Annotated in this window: 10 protein-coding genes; 5 read left to right on the forward strand and 5 right to left on the reverse strand. The window is 64.9% G+C overall.

Annotated elements, in window-relative coordinates:
* Window positions 1–60: 60 nt before the first annotated feature.
* The 4 genes from CXY83_RS16540 to CXY83_RS16555 form a co-directional block, all read right to left on the reverse strand.
* Window positions 61–1239 carry an MFS transporter gene (locus CXY83_RS16540; protein WP_104198390.1) on the reverse strand — a complete coding sequence of 393 codons (1179 nt, stop codon included), beginning with the start codon at window positions 1237–1239 and terminating at the stop codon, window positions 61–63.
* A 217-nt stretch (window positions 1240–1456) separates the two neighbouring features.
* Window positions 1457–5131 (reverse strand): S8 family serine peptidase, encoded by a 3675-nt coding sequence (locus CXY83_RS16545; protein WP_104198391.1) that lies wholly within the window; start codon window positions 5129–5131, stop codon window positions 1457–1459.
* A 255-nt stretch (window positions 5132–5386) separates the two neighbouring features.
* Window positions 5387–8962 (reverse strand): S8 family serine peptidase, encoded by a 3576-nt coding sequence (locus CXY83_RS16550; protein ID WP_104198516.1) that lies wholly within the window; start codon window positions 8960–8962, stop codon window positions 5387–5389.
* A 472-nt stretch (window positions 8963–9434) separates the two neighbouring features.
* Window positions 9435–10649 (reverse strand): NADP-dependent isocitrate dehydrogenase, encoded by a 1215-nt coding sequence (locus tag CXY83_RS16555; RefSeq protein ID WP_104198517.1) that lies wholly within the window; start codon window positions 10647–10649, stop codon window positions 9435–9437.
* Window positions 10650–10807: 158 nt separating this feature from the next.
* On the opposite strand from CXY83_RS16555, the gene CXY83_RS16560 reads away from it, so the two are divergent.
* Together CXY83_RS16560 and CXY83_RS16565 are read left to right on the forward strand one after the other, a co-directional pair.
* Window positions 10808–11260: a GNAT family N-acetyltransferase gene (locus CXY83_RS16560; protein ID WP_104198392.1), complete on the forward strand. Its 453-nt coding sequence runs from the start codon at window positions 10808–10810 to the stop codon at window positions 11258–11260.
* An 18-nt stretch (window positions 11261–11278) separates the two neighbouring features.
* Window positions 11279–11638 carry an MGMT family protein gene (locus CXY83_RS16565; RefSeq protein ID WP_104198393.1) on the forward strand — a complete coding sequence of 120 codons (360 nt, stop codon included), beginning with the start codon at window positions 11279–11281 and terminating at the stop codon, window positions 11636–11638.
* 48 nt (window positions 11639–11686) lie between these two features.
* Here the strand turns inward: CXY83_RS16565 and CXY83_RS16570 are convergent, their stop codons facing one another.
* Window positions 11687–12703, reverse strand: a complete 1017-nt coding sequence (locus tag CXY83_RS16570) for a LacI family DNA-binding transcriptional regulator (protein ID WP_104198394.1) — start codon at window positions 12701–12703, stop codon at window positions 11687–11689.
* Between the two features lie 251 nt (window positions 12704–12954).
* Here CXY83_RS16570 and CXY83_RS16575 point away from each other — a divergent pair, with 251 nt between their 5' ends.
* The 3 genes from CXY83_RS16575 to CXY83_RS16585 all read left to right on the forward strand — a co-directional run bounded on the left by CXY83_RS16575 (window position 12955) and on the right by CXY83_RS16585 (window position 16795).
* Complete coding sequence (locus CXY83_RS16575) at window positions 12955–14190, forward strand: maltose ABC transporter substrate-binding protein (RefSeq protein WP_104198395.1); 1236 nt, start codon at window positions 12955–12957, stop codon at window positions 14188–14190.
* A gap of 92 nt (window positions 14191–14282) precedes the next feature.
* Window positions 14283–15896 carry an ABC transporter permease subunit gene (locus CXY83_RS16580; protein WP_104198396.1) on the forward strand — a complete coding sequence of 538 codons (1614 nt, stop codon included), beginning with the start codon at window positions 14283–14285 and terminating at the stop codon, window positions 15894–15896.
* Window positions 15893–16795, forward strand: coding sequence for a sugar ABC transporter permease (locus CXY83_RS16585; RefSeq protein ID WP_369831177.1), 903 nt, complete (start codon window positions 15893–15895; stop codon window positions 16793–16795). The genes CXY83_RS16580 and CXY83_RS16585 overlap by 4 nt, the downstream gene beginning before the upstream one ends.
* Window positions 16796–16835 lie beyond the last annotated feature (40 nt).

Here is a 16835-nt window from a genome sequence, read left to right on the forward strand (position 1 = left end):
GCAAATCAAACGTTCGATATTGATGCAAACGCATGCATATCGGGTTTCATTCCCAAATTCTCAGACGCGCCGTTCCACCGGCATCCGCACTGCATAGATGGCCGCGATGACAAGGAAAATCCCGCCGACCGCGAACCCGGCCGAGAACGAGAAGGTGTCAACGAGCAGGCCCGCGACGAGCGGACCGACGATCGCACCGGCGTCCGCGCACATGGAGAACACCGACACCGGGCGGCCCCCGTGCGCACCGGCGGCATCGCCTACGGCTGCGGCCGGCGCCGTGCCCATGAACGCGGCGGCAACTCCGTAGACGCAGAGCAGGGCGCCGAGAACCCAGATATTCGGTGAGAACGAGATCGCTACAATCGCGAGTCCGGCGACAGTGAACGCCCCCATGATGGCCGGTCTACGCCCAACGGTGTCGACAAAGCGGGCGGCCGGAGCGAGGGCGAGGGCCTGGGCCACGGCGGCGGCGGCGAGGGCGATTCCGGTCCACGAACTCGTTCCGCCGAGAACCACGACGACGAACAGGGGAATGAGTGTCGTGCGCACCCCGAGCGAGGTCCAGCCCTGGGCAAAGTTGGCGATGCAGGCCGCGCGAAACCGCTCATCGCGCAGCACGGTGCGAAACGGCGTGCGCACGACGGATGCGTCGCCTCCGGCCAGCGCGCCGCTTCGCCCGCCCGAGCGCAAGAGAAACAGCCCGACCAGGCCAGCCACGGTGAGGGTACCAGCGTAGAAGAAGAAGGGCGCCGTCAGGGAGATCGTGGCGAGCAGGCTGCCGATCGCCGGGCCGGCCATGCCGCCGATGAGAAATCCGCCCTGATAGAAGCCGATCGCGCGGGCCCGTCGGCCCGGTTCCGCCGTGCGCAGCAACAGCGTCATCGCCGACACCGAGAACATGGCGGAGCCGATACCGCCCGCGCCGCGCAGCAGCAGCAGTTGCAGGTAGCTGTCTGCAGCGCCGACCAGCCCGCTGGACAGGGCGACGATTCCGATGCCGATTGCCAGCACGGCGCGCTCCCCCGCCCAGTCGATCAGGCGCCCACAGACCGGACTGAACACGAAACGCATAAGCGCGAACGCCGAGACGACCGCCCCGACCTCGAGATTGCCCACCCCAAAACTCTGCACATAGACCGGAAGTACCGGAACGACAACGCCGAACCCCACCATCACGAAGAAGGCGATGACGCCGAGCACGATCACGTCGCGATTCAAGCGAGGCTTCGAGCTCATGCTGCCTGGGCCTACTTCGGGTACAGCGGATGCCCGGCGTCGCCCCCGCATCCATTCCGCCACTCGCATCCCTTCAGCCTAAGCTGCCCCGCACCTCGCCCCCGCACCTCGCCCCCGCACCTCGCCCCGTGCCGAGCCCGGGCCCACCTTTTGACCACGGGCCCAGTTTCTAACCTGGGCCCACGGACGGGGCCCGGGGTGCGGGTAAGCGGCGGGACTACCGCACGATCAGCAGGGAACGCGCCGGGCTCGTCGCGGCGGCGACCACGTCGTTGCCGGCGTAGTGCCCGACGACCTTGTACAGGCCACGACCGAGCTTCGGCAGCGTGATGCTGCCGCGCCCATTTGCGTCGAGCGCCACCGTGAACCGGCGCTTATCGACTGTCACGGTCGCCATGTCGCCGACCGCACCCTTGCTGCTGACCGTAACGGACACCGTGACCCGGCTGGAGAAGAAGACGGCCCGGTGGTTGATACTCAGGGCTACCTTCGCGGCATACTTCACGACGACCCCGGCCGACGTCGCCGTGGCACTCGGCCCGCCGGGTACCGTGGCGGTCACCACCACGGTCAATGTGGTTCCGGCGAGCGCCTTGGTCGGTGTGAAGGTCGCCGAGGCAGCACGGGCGATGTCGACGCCGTTGCTCTGCCACTGGTAGCCGAAGGCGAGGCCCTCGGTGTTCCACTGGCCGGGGTCAGCGGTCAGTACCGACCCGATCTCTGCCGTACCCGACACGATGGGCGCCACCGTGTTCACCGGGGCATCCGTTTGGCCGCCCTGGCTGGCAGCCACGGTGAGGATCGTCGACGCAGCACTGTCGCCATAGTCGACCACACCGAGGTACGGCGTGTTCGGCACGAGGCCGGCCCAGCTCAGCGTATACGTGATCGGAACGCCCTGCGGTCCCTGGATCGCGGGCGGGGTCGCTGTGAATCCATTGCTGGGCTCCCCCGACGAGACCGAGAAGGTGTTCACATCGAACGCGGTCGAACCGGAGAACACGTCAACGACCACCTGGTAGAAACCGGCCTCGGGGTCGTTCAGGTCGACGTGCTCGTCGGCCGACCCGGTGGCCGACTGCCAGCCGGCCACCGGGTCGCCACCGGGGCCGTCGAGCAACAGCACGAACAGGTCGAGGTCGGTTGAATCATCGACGGCGTTCAGATCGAACCGGGCCAGCCGGCCTTCCTGAATCTCCACCTCGTAGGTGAACTGATCACCGGTCGTGCCCACATTGGTGTGCGGGCTGGACGGGTCGTCGGCGTTGTTCTGATGTACCCCGTTGGCGAGGCCGGCGAGGTTCAGCGCCACTGGCTCTGAACCACCTGGGGCCACGGTCACGTCGACCGTACCGTCCACTCCGGCGCCAGCCACCTCGGTCGGGGCGACGACAGTGACCGGACGAATGGCGATTGGGCTGTGCACGACGTCGAAGAAGTCGCCCGGGTCACCCGAGCCACCGTCTCCGAAGCCCCAGTCCAGCGCGCCGGTCGTGTACACGTCGAGCGGAGCATCCGTTCGAGTGAACGTCACCGTGTAACTCTGCTTCTCACCGACCGCGCCGAACGTCATCTCGGCCGGCGAAACGACAGCATTGATGCCGGGAATCACGATCGGCAGGGCCGTATAGGTGCCGACCCGCACTGCGGTGACCGTGCGGGTGATCGTCTCGGGCGCGGTCAACGCTCCGATCTGAATCGACGGCAGGTTCAGGTTGCTCGCATCGATCGGCTCTACGCCGGCATCGAATCCGATTCCCTGCAGGTAGGCCAGCCAGTCGGCCGGGCCGCTCTGGTAGACCAGGCCCGGAAAGTCGAAGGACGAGGGATTGACCTGCCCAGCACCCTGCGCGAACGGATCGGTCACCCGGTCACCGTTGGCGTCGACCGTGTCCTTCGCGGTCGTCATCATGACTGATTTGATCTCGGACGGAGTCGCGAGCGGCCGAAAGCCCAGAATGAGCGCGGCGAGACCGGCGATATGCGGGCTGGCCATGGAGGTACCCGACAGAAACTCGAACGTCGGGTCGGCCCCGGCCGCGTTGGCGCCGTCGGCCAGGATGCTGACACCGGGCGCGGCGATATCGGGCTTGAGCAGGTCGCCACCGTCGGCGGTAACCGGTCCACGAGAGGAGAACCCGGCCACCTGGGGCACCGGAGTCTGCATGGCGGTGCTGTTGTCGGGAGTGAACGTGACCGTTGCGCCATCTGTTGCCGAGTACGCGAAGACCGGATCGAAGGCGTTCGCGTCCAGGTGGACGCTCGGCACCGAGTGCTCATCGGTGTCCACGTCAGCCGGTGTGCGGTTGACCAGCAGCATTCCGCTGCCGCCGGCCCGAAGCACCTCGGCCGACTTGGCCACTCGGTCGTAGACGCCGCGCTGGCAGAACACAATTGCGCCGGCCACCTTGACCGGGTCGAGTGAATCCGGCGCGCAGAGCAGCGCGTCGGCCGGGTCGAAGCCGTTCACCGATACGAGGTCGGCGCGCACGAGATCACCGGAGAGCGCGGTGGCTCCCGGCGTGCGGTCAACGGTGATCGAGGCACCGACGTATTGCGAGCCGTCACCCAGAGTGGCCGTCGCCTCGTAGGACGGGATCGTGCTCGCAGCGACCGTGGTGATCCACGGTGATGCGTTGTCGAGGGTCGACGGCGTGGGTCCGGCATTGCCGGCAGAAGCGGCCACGAAGATGCCAGCTGCCGCCGCCCCGAGGAAGGCCTGGCCGGTGGGTGAGAACGTAGTCTGGGCCGGGCCGCCGCCGATCGAGTAGTTGATCACGTCGACGCCGTCGGAGATGGCCTGGTCGATGGCACGCAGAATATCGGTGTCCGTGCATCCGTCATCGGTCGTGACCGAGTTGTCGGGGCCGGACCAGCACACCTTGTAGGCGGCGATCTTGGCGGCCGGAGCCACACCGGAAATGTTACCGAAGTCGACGCCGTTCAGATTCGCGGCAACGTCGACGTTTCCGCCGGCGGTGCTCGCGGTGTGCGAACCGTGACCGTCACCATCGCGCGGGGAGACATATTCACCCGTTGACGCGTCGCCGATCTGGCCGGCGCCGAAGCCGTCGAGAAAGTAACGCGCGCCGATCACCTTGGTGCTGCAGGCATCCGCTGTGAACTGTTCACCCGTCTGACAGGTGCCGGTAAAGGTGGTCCCGTCGGCTTTGTTCATGGTGATCGTGTCGCCATCGAGCCACGGCTCATCGCCGGGTGTCGTACCGAGCGATGAGCCGGCAAAGGAGGGGTTTTCCGGGGCGATGCCGGTGTCGAGCACGCCGATCACCACGCCCTTGCCGGCCTCACTCGATCCACCCAGCTTGGACCACAGTCCGGTCGGCCCGCTCAGCCGCAAAAAGTCGGTCGATGACTCGGCGGTCACGTGACGGAGGGCGTCGGACACAACCGACACCACGTTCTTCTTGATAGCGAGGGCTGCCGCCTGTTTGCCGGTCAGCTGAGCGGCGAATCCGTTCACCGCGAGCGTGTAGGAATACGCCACCGTGGCGTCGACGGATGCTGCTACCTCACTCTGCAGTCGGGTGAGATAGTCCTTGTAGGTCTCGGCCGAGCGGCTTTGCGCGTCGAGCTTGGCTCCGGCATCCGGCATGGTCGCCGAGAAACCGTTGATCCCACCCTGGTACAGCGCGACAGCCTGGTTGCTGAGGGTCACGATGTAGCGTCCCGCGGTGAAGTCCATCCGTTGTCCGCCGGGAGCGGCGATGCTGCCGAACAGGCCGGTCGCAGCGGGGGCAGCGCCGGCGGGCAGGGTACCGCCGACGAGTACTGAAGCGCCCACCAGGGCGACGGTGACGGTGGCCGCAATTGTGGCGCGGCGACGTGTGCGGGATGTCGGCGCCGGGTTCAGCGCTGAATCCGGCGCAGACATCGTGCGCCTAAAGAAAGAACTCACGTTGGTGTCCAATCCGATAAGGGTGCGAGGTGGTCTCGTTCCACAGCAGGAACGGTTCGCTGTTCCGATGCGCGGGACAGTTCGCTGGTGACCGTAGCGCGCTGACCGCCCTGCGGATAGGGGCATTCCGCAGGTACGTCAGGCAGCGGTGCGCGCCGGCGCGCACCGCAAACGCACCGCAGCATCCGCTTCGAAACGGATGCTGCGGCGCGCGCCTGGCCCTCGCCCCGGCTACCGCACAGTCAGCGTGCGCGGCTTGCTCGTCGCCGCGGCCACGAGGTCGCTGCCCGCATACTCCGCGGTCACCGTGTAGGTGCCGCGGTTGAGGTCGGTCAGGGTGAGCGACCCCCGGCCCGTCTGATCGAGGGCGATCTCGTAGCTCTGGTCATCGACCAGAACCTGCACCGTCTTAGGCTGTACTGAGCGCGGGGCGTCGGTCTGCACCGACACCTCGAATGTCACGCCCGTCGAATGCGGATTGGCCCTCGAATCGATCTTGAGGTCAACCGTGGCACCGTACCTCACAACGACCCCGGCCGAGGTGGCCGTGCCTGCCGGCAACCCGTCGGCCCGTGCCGTCACGATCACGGTGAGCATCGTGCCGCCGAGTGAGTTGGTCGGCGTGTAGTCGGCTTTGGTGGCCTTCTTTACATCGCGACCATCGGCCTGCCATTGAAAGGTGTACTCCACCCCGGCGACGTCCCACAGACCGGGGTCGGCGGTCAATTTCTGGCCTACCACCGCGGTGCCCTCGATCGACGGCAGGGCCGTGTTCACGGGTGCCTCCGGGTCGGGCGCTGCTCCGCTTTCGACCGACACGACCGTTGACACCGCGCTGGTGCCATAGCCGACGAGCCCGAGATACCCGGTCTCGGGCGTCAAGCCAGACCAGGACAGCGAGTACGTTGCCGTAACGCCCTGCTGGCCCAAAATGACCGGCGGGTCGGCCGCGAACGACCCAGCATTGGCACCGGCGAGCACCGAGTAGGTGTTGACGTCGAACGCCGTCGTTCCGCTGTAGACCGACGCGATCACCTGGTAGAACCCGGCCTCCGGAGAGACCAGGTCGATCCGTTCATCGGCCGATCCGGTCGCGGACTGCCAGCCGGCGACCGGAGCGCCGCCGTCGCCGTCCAGGCGGTAAACAATCAGGTCGAGATCGGCGGTCTCATCGAGCGCATCGAGGTCGAACCGGGCGAGCTCGGTACCCTCGGGCACCTCGACCTGGTAGCGGAACTCCTCGCCGGCGGTGCCGGTTCCAGTGGTCGGGCTTGACGGGTCAGCGGCGTCGCTCTGGTGCAGCCCGGCCGCGAGGCCGATCAGGTTGAGTGCCACGTCCCCGGTGGCCCCGGGGGTGATCGACACGTCGACCGAACCATCCACCCCGGTGCCGTCCGCGGTGGCGGGGGCGACGAGCGTCACCGGCTGGATGGCGACGGGGCTGTGCACAACAGTGCCCGCGCCGCTCACCCAGTTGAGCGAGCCGGTCGAGAACTCGTCGAGCGGTGCATCCGTTCGGGTGAAGGTGACGGTGTAACTGGCCGATTCACCCGCGGCACCAAAGCTCAGGGTGCTGGGCGAGACCACGGCGTCGATGCCCGGCACCGTTACCGGCTGGGCGGTAAAGGTGGCGGCCTCGGTGCTCGTGACGGTGCGGGTGATGGTTTCCGGCGCGGTCAGTGACCCGATCGCGATGGAGGCCAGGTTGAGGTTGCTCGGGTCCACCGGGTCGGCGCCGACGTCATAGCCGATGCCTTGAATGTAGGAGTACCAGTCCGCTGTGTCGTTCAGGTAGAGCAGGCCCGGTTCGAACATCTCTGTCGGGTCGACGTGGCCGGCCCCCTGGGTGAACGGGTCCGTGACGGCGATGCCGTTGGAGTCGACCGTGTCGTAGGCGCTCGTCATCAGGGCCGACTTGATCTCGCCCGGAGTGGCGAGTGGTCGTTCACCGAGGTACAGCGCGGCGAGTCCGGCAATCTGCGGACTCGACATCGATGTACCCGAGAGGAACTGCCAGGTCGGCGGGCCATCTTGGGCGTTGGGACCGTCGGCGAGGATGGCCACACCGGGCGCGGTCACGTCGGGCTTGAGAATGTCACTGCCGTCGGCGAGTACCGGTCCGCGGGAGGAGAACCCGGCCACCTGCGGAGTCGGCGGCGTGTAGCTGGTGGTGTTGCCATCGGTGAACACGACGGATGCGCCGGCGCTGCCCGCGTAGCCAAACGCCGCGTCCCAGTACGGGGCGTCGAGGTGAACGGTGGGTACGGCGTGCTCGTCGGTGTCGACCGAGCCGGGCACGCGGTTCACCAGGAGCATGCCGATGCCACCGGCTCTCAGTACCTCGGCCGATTTTGCTACCCGGCCATAGACACCGCGTTCACAGAACACGATGACGCCGGCAACTTGCGCGGCATCGAGCGAATCGGGGCCGCAGAGCCGGGCATCAGCCGGGTCGTGGCCGGCGACGGCGACGAGGTCACCACGCACGAGCGGAGCGGCCAGCGGGGTAGCGCCCGGGGTACGGTCAACCGAGATCGATCCGCCCGCGTATGCTGTGCCGTCGCCGAAGGTCGCGGTGGCCTCGTAGCCGGGGATGGTGCTCGCGGCGACCGTGGTGATCCACGGGGCGGCATTGTCGAGCGTGGACGCACCGGGACCGGAGTTGCCGGCCGAGGCCGCCACGAAGATGCCGGCGGCAGCGGCGCCGAGGAAAGCCTGGTCGGTCGGGGAGACCGTAGTGTCGGCCGCTCCACCGCCGATCGAGTAATTCAGCACGTCGACGTTGTCGGCGACCGCCTGGTTGATGCCGGCCAGCAGGTCGGAGGTGGCGCAGCCGTCGTCGGTGGACCGCGTCGGGTCGGGGCCGGACCAGCACACCTTGTAGGCAGCGATCTTCGCCGCCGGGGCGACACCGGAGATGAGTCCGTAGTCGAGTCCGCTGATGATCGCGGCCACGTCGTGGTTGCCGCCGGCGGTGCTTGCGGTGTGCGAGCCATGGCCGTTGCCATCCCGCGGTGAAAGGTATTCGCCGGTGTCGGCAAAGCCGATACGATCGGCTCCGAAGCCGGTCACGAAGTAGCGCGCACCAACAATCTTGGTGCTGCAGTCGCTCGGGGCAAACTGCACCCCGGTGACGCACTCGCCGGTGAAGGTGGCGCCGTCGCTCTTGGTCATGGTGATCGTGTCACCGTCGAGGTAGGGAGCGCTGCCGGCCGTGCTGCCGAGCGCGTCACCGGCAAAGGAGGGGTTCTCCGGTGCGAGGCCGGTATCGAGCACACCGATGACGACGCCCGCGCCCGCGGTATCGGTGCCGCCGGTGTTGGCCCAGACGCCGTCATCGCCGGAGAGTCCGAGAAAGTCGGTCGACGGGGTCGCTGTCACGTGCTTGAGCTCGTCGGGGGTGATGGCCACGACGTCTTTCTCGGCCGAGAGCGCCGCGGCCTGCTCGGCGGTCAGTTCGGCGGCGAACCCGTTGAGGGCGAGCGTGTAGGAGTAGTCGATCGTGGCATCAACGGATGCCGCCACCTTCTTCTGCTTGCCACTTAGGTAGCCGGAATAGCTCGCCGAGGCGCGACTGCGCGGGTCGAGGCGGGCGCCGGCATCCGGGGTGGTCGGGGCGAACCCGTAAACCCCTCCGGTGTAGGTGGCGACAGCATCGTCGGCCAGGGTCACAATGTAGCGACCATCGGTGAAGTCGGTGGCCGATGCGGCGATGCCGGCGCCGATGCTACCGCCAAGGCCCGGGGCCATCGGGGCGGCTGCGGCGCCGCTGACGCCAACGAGGGCGCTGGCGGCGACCAGGGTCATGGTGACACCGAGCGCCATCACTCCGCGTCCCCGGGGCTGCGCGAGTGGTTGGTAGGTGGCGAAGCGAGGAGCGAAATGCGGGCTTTCGGGCGGGAGTGCGATTCGCCTGAAGTGTGATTTCACGTGCGTGTCCAATCCGATCGGAGTGCGCTGGCCGCTTTGCCGCAGTTGGGGCAGAGCGTGATCGTGAACGTATCGCACGAGCTCAGCCCCCGTACAGTGCGCAGATTGCTCGGTAACACGATCGTTACCTAGGCGAGTGCACAGTCCGGGTCGTTCTAAGCCGCCGAATCAGACCGGTCTGTCTACTACTGGGTGTCCCGGTCTGTCCGTTTTTTCGCGCGTTTCGGCAGCGGCCGACGCCGTCGCTCCGTCCGCCACCCGGATACATCCGCGACCGGCATCCACTCGCAAATGCACAAAGGCCCCGACCAGGACTGGTCAGGGCCTTGAGTGCTACTGCTAACCGCGCTTACGCCAGGCGGGTCTGCAGGTTCTCGGCGAGCGAGGCGAGGAACTCTTCGGTGGTTTGGTAGCCCTGGTCGGGGCCGACCAGAAGCGCGAGGTCCTTGGTCATCTTGCCGCTTTCGACGGTCTTGATCACGACGTCTTCGAGGGTCAACGCGAACTCGGCCAGGGCCGCGTTGTTGTCGAGCTTCGCGCGGTGCGACAGTCCGCGGGTCCAGGCGTAGATCGACGCGATCGGGTTGGTCGACGTGGGCTTGCCGAGCTGGTGCTGGCGATAGTGACGTGTCACAGTGCCATGGGCGGCTTCCGCTTCGACGATCTTGCCGTCGGGGGTGGAGAGCACGCTGGTCATGAGGCCGAGCGAGCCGAAGCCCTGGGCGACGGTGTCGGACTGAACGTCGCCGTCGTAGTTCTTGCAGGCCCAGAGATAACCGCCCTCCCACTTCATGGCCGAGGCGACCATGTCGTCGATCAAGCGGTGCTCGTAGCTGAGGCCGGCCGCTTCATAGGCGGTTTTGAACTCGGCGTCGAAGATGTCCTGGAAGATGTCTTTGAACCGACCGTCGTAGGCCTTGAGGATGGTGTTCTTGGTCGAGAGAAAGACCGGCACGTTGCGCTCGAGGCCGTAGGCCAGGGTGGCGCGAGCGAAGTCGGTGATCGACGAGTCAAGGTTGTACATGCCCATGGCGACGCCGTCGCCAGGGGACTCGAATACCTCGAACGTCGACGGCTCGCTGCCGTCCTGCGGCGTGAAGGTCATGCTGAGCGTGCCCTTGCCCTTGAAACGAAAGTTGGTGGCTTTGTACTGGTCGCCGTAGGCGTGGCGGCTGATGATAATCGGCTTGTTCCAGCCCGGCACCAGGCGCGGGATGTTGGAAATGACGATCGGTTCACGAAAGATGGTGCCGCCGAGGATGTTGCGGATGGTGCCGTTCGGCGAGAGCCACATCTTCTTGAGGCCGAACTCTTCCACTCGGGCTTCGTCGGGGGTGATGGTCGCGCACTTCACCCCGACGCCGTGCTTCTGAATGGCGTGGGCGGCGTCGATCGTGACCTGGTCGTTGGTTTCATCGCGCTTCTGAATCGAGAGGTCGTAGTACTCGAGGTCAATATCGAGGTACGGGTGAATGAGCGTTTCTTTGATGGCGTGCCAGATGATGCGGGTCATCTCGTCGCCATCGAGTTCGACAACTGTTCCCTCAACCTTGATCTTCGACAAAAATTTCTCCTCTTTGTTCAGTGTGGCCGTCACGACCATCGACGAGCTTACTAGAAACTCACAACTATCTTGACATCGAGATAAATTTGCGAGTGAATTGCGGGTACCGAAGCTTTGATCGACTACCGGCGACCCCGGGCGCACGTTAGCCTGATCACATGGGTGAGCTGACGCTGGAAGAACTATCCGCACGCAACATCGTTGCGGCCAACAACCTGAGCCTGAAGCCGGGCCAGGAGCAATTCATTGCACCGGTCTCGTATTCCGTTGCCGCTTCGGTGATCAACCCAGCCACATCGTGGCAGCGCGTGGTACTTCTCGGCGGCGTCGTCGCCGGGTTCATCCACGGCAACTTCGACCCTAACTCCGAGCACGAAGAGTTTCGCGCCTGCATCTGGCGCATCAACGTCAACGCTGAGACCCAGGGTCAGGGCGTTGGCAAATTCGCCGCCGAGGCGCTGGCCGCTGAAGCCCGCGATCGTGGTTTCGATCACGTCAACGTCATCTGGGAGCCCGGCGCCGACGGCCCGGAGGCCTTCTTCCACCGCCTGGGCTTCGTCGACGTCGGCGAGACCCAGTACGGCGAGGTCATCGGTTCACTGAAGCTCTGAGCCGCGTTCAGTCTGCGCATGGCCACGCCGGAGCCCGATGACTTCGTCTCGCGGGTGCTCGGCGTGGTTGAGTCCATCCCGGCGGGTCGTGTGATGACGTATGGTGCAGTGGCGGCGGAGCTCGGCTCCCGTGCCGCCCGCGCTGTCGGCCAAGTCATGGCTCGCTATGGCTCTGACGTGGCGTGGTGGCGGGTGATTCGCGCCGGCGGGCATCCGCCGATCGGGCACGAGGCCCAGGCGCTGCCGCACTACGAGGCCGAGCACACGCCGCTGCTCTGCGTGGTCAAGGATAAGGCGACAACGGATGCCGTCTACCGCGTCGACTACGCCGCTGCCCGCTGGGCGCCGCGCACGAAATACCAGAGCGCAGTGGACTAGGCCCAAGCCCGCCAAACAGCTGCAGCGGGGGTAAAACCGTGGTGCAGGTTACATTGCTGGACGAGCCGTACTGCCCCGCACGATGAGTTCGAACGGCATGTTGATATTGAGCCCAGTGCGCGACTCCGGGTGCGGGCGGAGTTCTTCCATGAGCACCTCCACGGCCTTCTCGCCCTGCTGTTGCGGAAACTGTGCCACGGTGCTGAGCCCGAAAAAAGCTGCCAGTTCATGGTCGTCGACACCGATCACCGATACGTCCCCTGGCACGACGAGGCCAAGGTCGCGCGCGGCCAGAATACTGCCGATGGCCATTTCGTCGGAGGCGGCAAAGATGGCAGTCGGGCGTTCGTGCGGCCGCCCAAGTAACTGCTTGGCCGCCTGATAGCCCCCGGCAGTGGTGAAATCGGCCGGACGAAAATCATCGCGGCGCGCCTCAATTCCGGCGGCCACGAGGGCGGCCTCGTAGCCGAAGCGCCGGTTGGTCGGCAGGTTGAAATCCAGATCGAATGCCTTGTCACCACCGATGTGCGCGATGCGGGTATGGCCGAGTGCAATGAGGTGCTCCGTCGCGAGACGGGCGACGGCGAGATCGTCGACGGTGAGCGTGCGCACGCCGGCCAGCGGACCGCCGACGCCCACGAGGGGCTTGTTCAAAGCGTGCAACCGGGCCACCTCGTTTTCGGTGAGCTCGAGTGAAACCGCGATGACAGCATCCACTCGCTGACGCAGCAGAAAGTGTTCGAAGACGCTGCGGCGAGCTTCGAGTCCGCCGGTGAGGTTGTAGAGGGTGAGGTCGTACCCGTGGCGTTGCAGCGCTTGTTGGGCGCCTTCGACGACACTCGCGAAAAACCAGTGATTTAAAAACGGCACGACCACGCCGATATTCTTCATGCGCCCGGACGCCAGGCTGGACGCGTTCGACGACACGACATACCCCAGGTGCGTAGCGGATGCCTCGACGCGCAGGCGGGTGGCTGGCGACACGTGATGACCGCCGCTGAGCGCCCGTGACACGGTGGCCGTGGATACTCCGGCGTGACGCGCGACGTCTGCAATATTGATCATGAAGTCCTCAAACGTGCCGCCCTCGTTGGTGGCGCAGTTAATATGTTACACATTTTATAGACACTGCAAGCGATTGCAATATGATTCGCCCCCGATGCGAGTGACGGTTAGTTTGTTGTCATTTTGTGACCTAATTAACCCGATTTTGGACTAACCTCAGTGCAGGCTCGTTGTGCAATCGCTTGCAAAACGAGCCGGTCATAGCCGGTCTGCACCGCTGCAGGCACTATTTTGCGAAAGGCTCCACACCAATGACGGTGAATACCAAGAACCTGCTCCGAGTCGGCGCTCTCGCGGTCGTCGCATCTCTGGCCCTGGCCGGATGCTCCCCCGCGTCGTCCGATAACACCAACAGTGACAACTCGTCTACCAACACCTTGACCGTGTGGGTTGACGCCGAACGAGTCGAGGCCCTGAAACCCGCCGCGGCCGCATACACCGAAAAAACCGGTGTCGAGGTCGATCTCGTTTCGAAAGACAACGCCACTCTCAAGGACGATTTCATTCAGCAGGTACCCACTGGCAAGGGTCCCGACATCACCATGGGCGCCCACGACTGGCTTGGCGAACTGGTCACCAATGGGGTCGTGAGCCCGATCGAACTCGGCGACAAGGCCGACGATTTTCTCCCCGTCGCCATCACAGCGTCCACCTACGACGGCCAGGTGTACGAGCTGCCCTATGCCGTCGAGAACCTCGCCCTGTTGCGCAACGCGGACCTCGTCCCCGAGGCGGCCAGCTCCTACGAGGACATGATCGCCAAGGGCACTGCCGCCGGGGTCACCTACCCGTTCCTCGTCGAGCAGGGTGTTGACGGTAACCCGTATCACCTGTACCCATTCGAAACCTCCTTCGGCGCTCCGGTCTTCGGCACCAACGCTTCCGGTGGTTACGACGCCACAAAGCTCGAGATCGGCAATGCGGGCGGCGAGGCGTTCGCGAGCTGGCTCGCCAGCCAAGGCAAAAACGGTACCGGGGTGTTCAACACCGAGATCACCGGTGACATCGCCAAGACCGCGTTCACTTCCGGCGACGCGGCCTTCTGGCTGACTGGACCGTGGAACGTCGGCGCTGCGCTCGAGGCCGGCATCAATCTCGCCGTCGACCCGATCGCCGCTCCGTCAACGGGTACTGCGGCTCCCTTCGCCGGCGTCAAGGGGTTCTTCATCAGCGAGCAGAGCGCCAACAAGGTCGCCGCCAACGACTTTCTGGTCAACTACATGGCTACCGAAGAAGTACAGACGGCATTGTTCGAGTCAGGACAGGTGCTTCCCGCGCTGAAGGCATCCGTTGAAGCTGCCTCGACCGATCCCGTGGTTGCCGGCTTCGCTGCCGTAGGCGCTCAAGCCGTGCCGATGCCCGCCATCCCTGCCATGGGCCAGGTCTGGCAGTTCTGGGGAATCGCCCAGGCCGCCATCATCAACGGTGAAGATCCGACCGTCACATGGCAGAAACTGGCCGCCGACGTGCAGGGCGCCATCGGCTAGAAAGCGTACGTTCCCGCGCTACCCCAATGGCCTGTGGCCGCCCGTCCGGCGGCCACAAGCCAGATACCCGTTCACCGTTTGAAAGCAGAACTATGCGCACCGATGACACCGATGCCAGCACAACGAAACCGTCGAAGCGTCACCACCGCGCCGCGATGATCGCCGAGGCGGCGTCCGGCGGCCTCAAAACCATCCTGATCAAAATCACGCTCCTCGGCATCGTAGACGCGATCGCCCTCTACGGATTGTTCATCCTGTTCCTTCAGCAGCAGTGGATCATCTTCGGGCTCGTCGCCGCGGTCACTCTGGTCGTCAACTGGATCTATTTCACGCCCGGCAAGCTACCGGCCAAGTACCTCACCCCCGGCGTCATCTTTCTCGTCGTGTTCCAAATCTTCGTGGTCGGTTACACGGCCTACATCGGCTTCACCAACTACAGCACCGGGCACAACAGCGACAAGGCGCAGGCCATCTCGGCGCTGATGAGCAGCGCCCAGGAGCGTGTGCCCGACTCCCCCACCTACGCGGTGACGGTACTCGACCAATTCGGCACCCTGAGCTTTCTGGTCACCGACCCCAACGGTGAGGTCAGCCTCGGTTCGGCCGACAGCCCACTGTCCCAAGTCAACAACGCCACCATCGACGGCGGCGAGGGCGTCGGCCTCACCGGCTACACGACCCTCAGCTTTCAGGACATCCTGTCGCGCACCACCGAAATCACGGCCCTGGCGGTGCCGTTCTCCGATGATCCGAACGACGGCGCCCTGCGCACCAACGACGGGAGTAGCGCGTACCTGTATCTCTCCTCCCTCGTCTACGACGAGCAGGCCGACACGATGACGGATGCCAAAACCGGCACCATCTTCACCGACACCGGTGACGGCGCGTTTGTTTCTGCAACTGGCGAGGAGATGCTGCCGGGCTGGCGCATCAACGTGGGATTCGACAACTTCGCCCGCGCGTTCACCGAGGAAGGCATCCGTACCCCGCTGATCAGCGTGACCCTGTGGACCATCACCTTCGCCACGCTGTCGGTCGCGACCACGTTCTTCCTCGGGCTTTTCCTCGCGATCGTATTCAACGACATGCGCATGAAGGGCCGTAAGTTTTATCGTGTCGCCATGATCTTGCCGTACGCTTTTCCCGCGTTCCTGTCCGCGCTGGTCTGGGCTGGAATGCTCAGCGAAAGCTTCGGCTTTGTAAACCAGGTTCTACTCGGCGGCGCTGAGATTCCATGGCTGACCAATGCGTGGTTGGCCAAGATCAGCGTTCTTGTGGTGAATCTGTGGCTTGGCTTCCCGTACATGTTCCTGGTCTGCACCGGAGCGCTGCAATCCATTCCGGCAGAGCTGGAAGAAGCGGCCACGGTCGACGGTGCCAAGCCCTGGGCGGTGTTCCGGCTGATCAAGCTGCCACTGCTCCTCGTCTCCGTTGCCCCCCTGCTCATCGCATCGTTCGCCTTCAACTTCAACAATTTCAATCTCATTTACATGCTCACCGGCGGCGGGCCGCGCGATGCCGCGGCCGATGTGAACGTCGGGGCCACCGACATCCTGATCTCGATGGTGTACAAGGTCGCGTTCACCGGTCAAGCGCGCGATTACGGACTCGCCAGCGCATTTTCGATCATCATCTTCATTCTGGTTGCGGTCATCTCCGTGGTCGCGTTCCGCAAGACCAAGGCACTCGAGGAGTTGAACCGATGATGTCTGTCGACGGGGCCACGCGGGTAATCCCGCTCAAACGTCCGTTCACACTTCGACGCTGGTTTGCTCGCACCGGCTGGCGTCACCTGGTGGGCATCGTCATGGTCGTGTTCTCCGGCTTTCCGCTGCTGTACGTGCTGTCGGCGTCGCTCAATCCGCAAGGCACCCTCACCGGATCGAACCAGTTGTTCTCGCGCATCGGCTTCGATGCCTACGCTCGCATTCTCAGCACGCCCGAAGCCCCCTTTGCATTGTGGTTCGGCAACACCATCGTCATCGCTGCGACGACGGCGATCCTCACCGTGTTCCTCGGCGCCCTCGCGGCATATTCTTTTTCGCGCATGCGCTTCACCGGTCGCCGCGTGGGGCTGCTCACCCTCGTGCTCGTGCAGATGTTTCCGCAGCTGCTCGCCGTCGTTGCGATCTTTCTGGTGATGAGCACGATCAGTGATCTCTTCCCGGCAATCGGCCTGAACACGCAGATCGGGCTGATCATGGTGTACCTGGGCGGAGCTCTCAGCGTGAACACCTACCTCATGTACGGGTTCTTCAACACCATTCCCGCATCGATCGATGAGGCCGCCAAGATCGACGGGGCCAGTCACGCTCGTATCTTTTTCACGATCATTCTGCGACTCGTCGCCCCGATTCTGGCGGTGGTGGGGCTACTGTCGTTCATCGCCACGACGAACGATTTCGTGGTCGCCAGCGTGCTGCTGATCGACCCGGACAAGCAGACCCTCGCCGTTGGGCTGTACCGGCTGGTGTCCAATCCGAACTACGCCGACTGGAGTGCTTTTTCGGCCGGGGCAGTGCTGGCCGCCCTGCCGGTGATGGCGTTGTTCCTCTACCTGCAGAAGTACATCGTGGGCGGCCTCACGGCTGGGTCGGACAAGTAGCGAACGGCTGGCCCGACCGCGGCAAGTCAAACGGCCCGGC

Origin of the sequence: Cryobacterium sp. M15, assembly GCF_002929675.1 — a bacterium.
Lineage (GTDB): Bacteria > Actinomycetota > Actinomycetes > Actinomycetales > Microbacteriaceae > Cryobacterium > Cryobacterium lyxosi.

What these genes read in the sequence shown, in the direction of transcription:
- CXY83_RS16540 (WP_104198390.1), bottom strand. Translation starts at nt 1,239, where the DNA reads ATGAGCTCGAAGCCTCGCTTGAATCGCGACGTGATCGTGCTCGGCGTC.
- CXY83_RS16545 (WP_104198391.1), bottom strand. Translation starts at nt 5,131, where the DNA reads ATGTCTGCGCCGGATTCAGCGCTGAACCCGGCGCCGACATCCCGCACA.
- CXY83_RS16550 (WP_104198516.1), bottom strand. Translation starts at nt 8,962, where the DNA reads ATGACCCTGGTCGCCGCCAGCGCCCTCGTTGGCGTCAGCGGCGCCGCA.
- CXY83_RS16560 (WP_104198392.1), top strand. Translation starts at nt 10,808, where the DNA reads ATGGGTGAGCTGACGCTGGAAGAACTATCCGCACGCAACATCGTTGCG.
- CXY83_RS16565 (WP_104198393.1), top strand. Translation starts at nt 11,279, where the DNA reads ATGGCCACGCCGGAGCCCGATGACTTCGTCTCGCGGGTGCTCGGCGTG.
- CXY83_RS16570 (WP_104198394.1), bottom strand. Translation starts at nt 12,703, where the DNA reads ATGATCAATATTGCAGACGTCGCGCGTCACGCCGGAGTATCCACGGCC.
- CXY83_RS16575 (WP_104198395.1), top strand. Translation starts at nt 12,955, where the DNA reads ATGACGGTGAATACCAAGAACCTGCTCCGAGTCGGCGCTCTCGCGGTC.
- CXY83_RS16580 (WP_104198396.1), top strand. Translation starts at nt 14,283, where the DNA reads ATGCGCACCGATGACACCGATGCCAGCACAACGAAACCGTCGAAGCGT.
- CXY83_RS16585 (WP_369831177.1), top strand. Translation starts at nt 15,893, where the DNA reads ATGATGTCTGTCGACGGGGCCACGCGGGTAATCCCGCTCAAACGTCCG.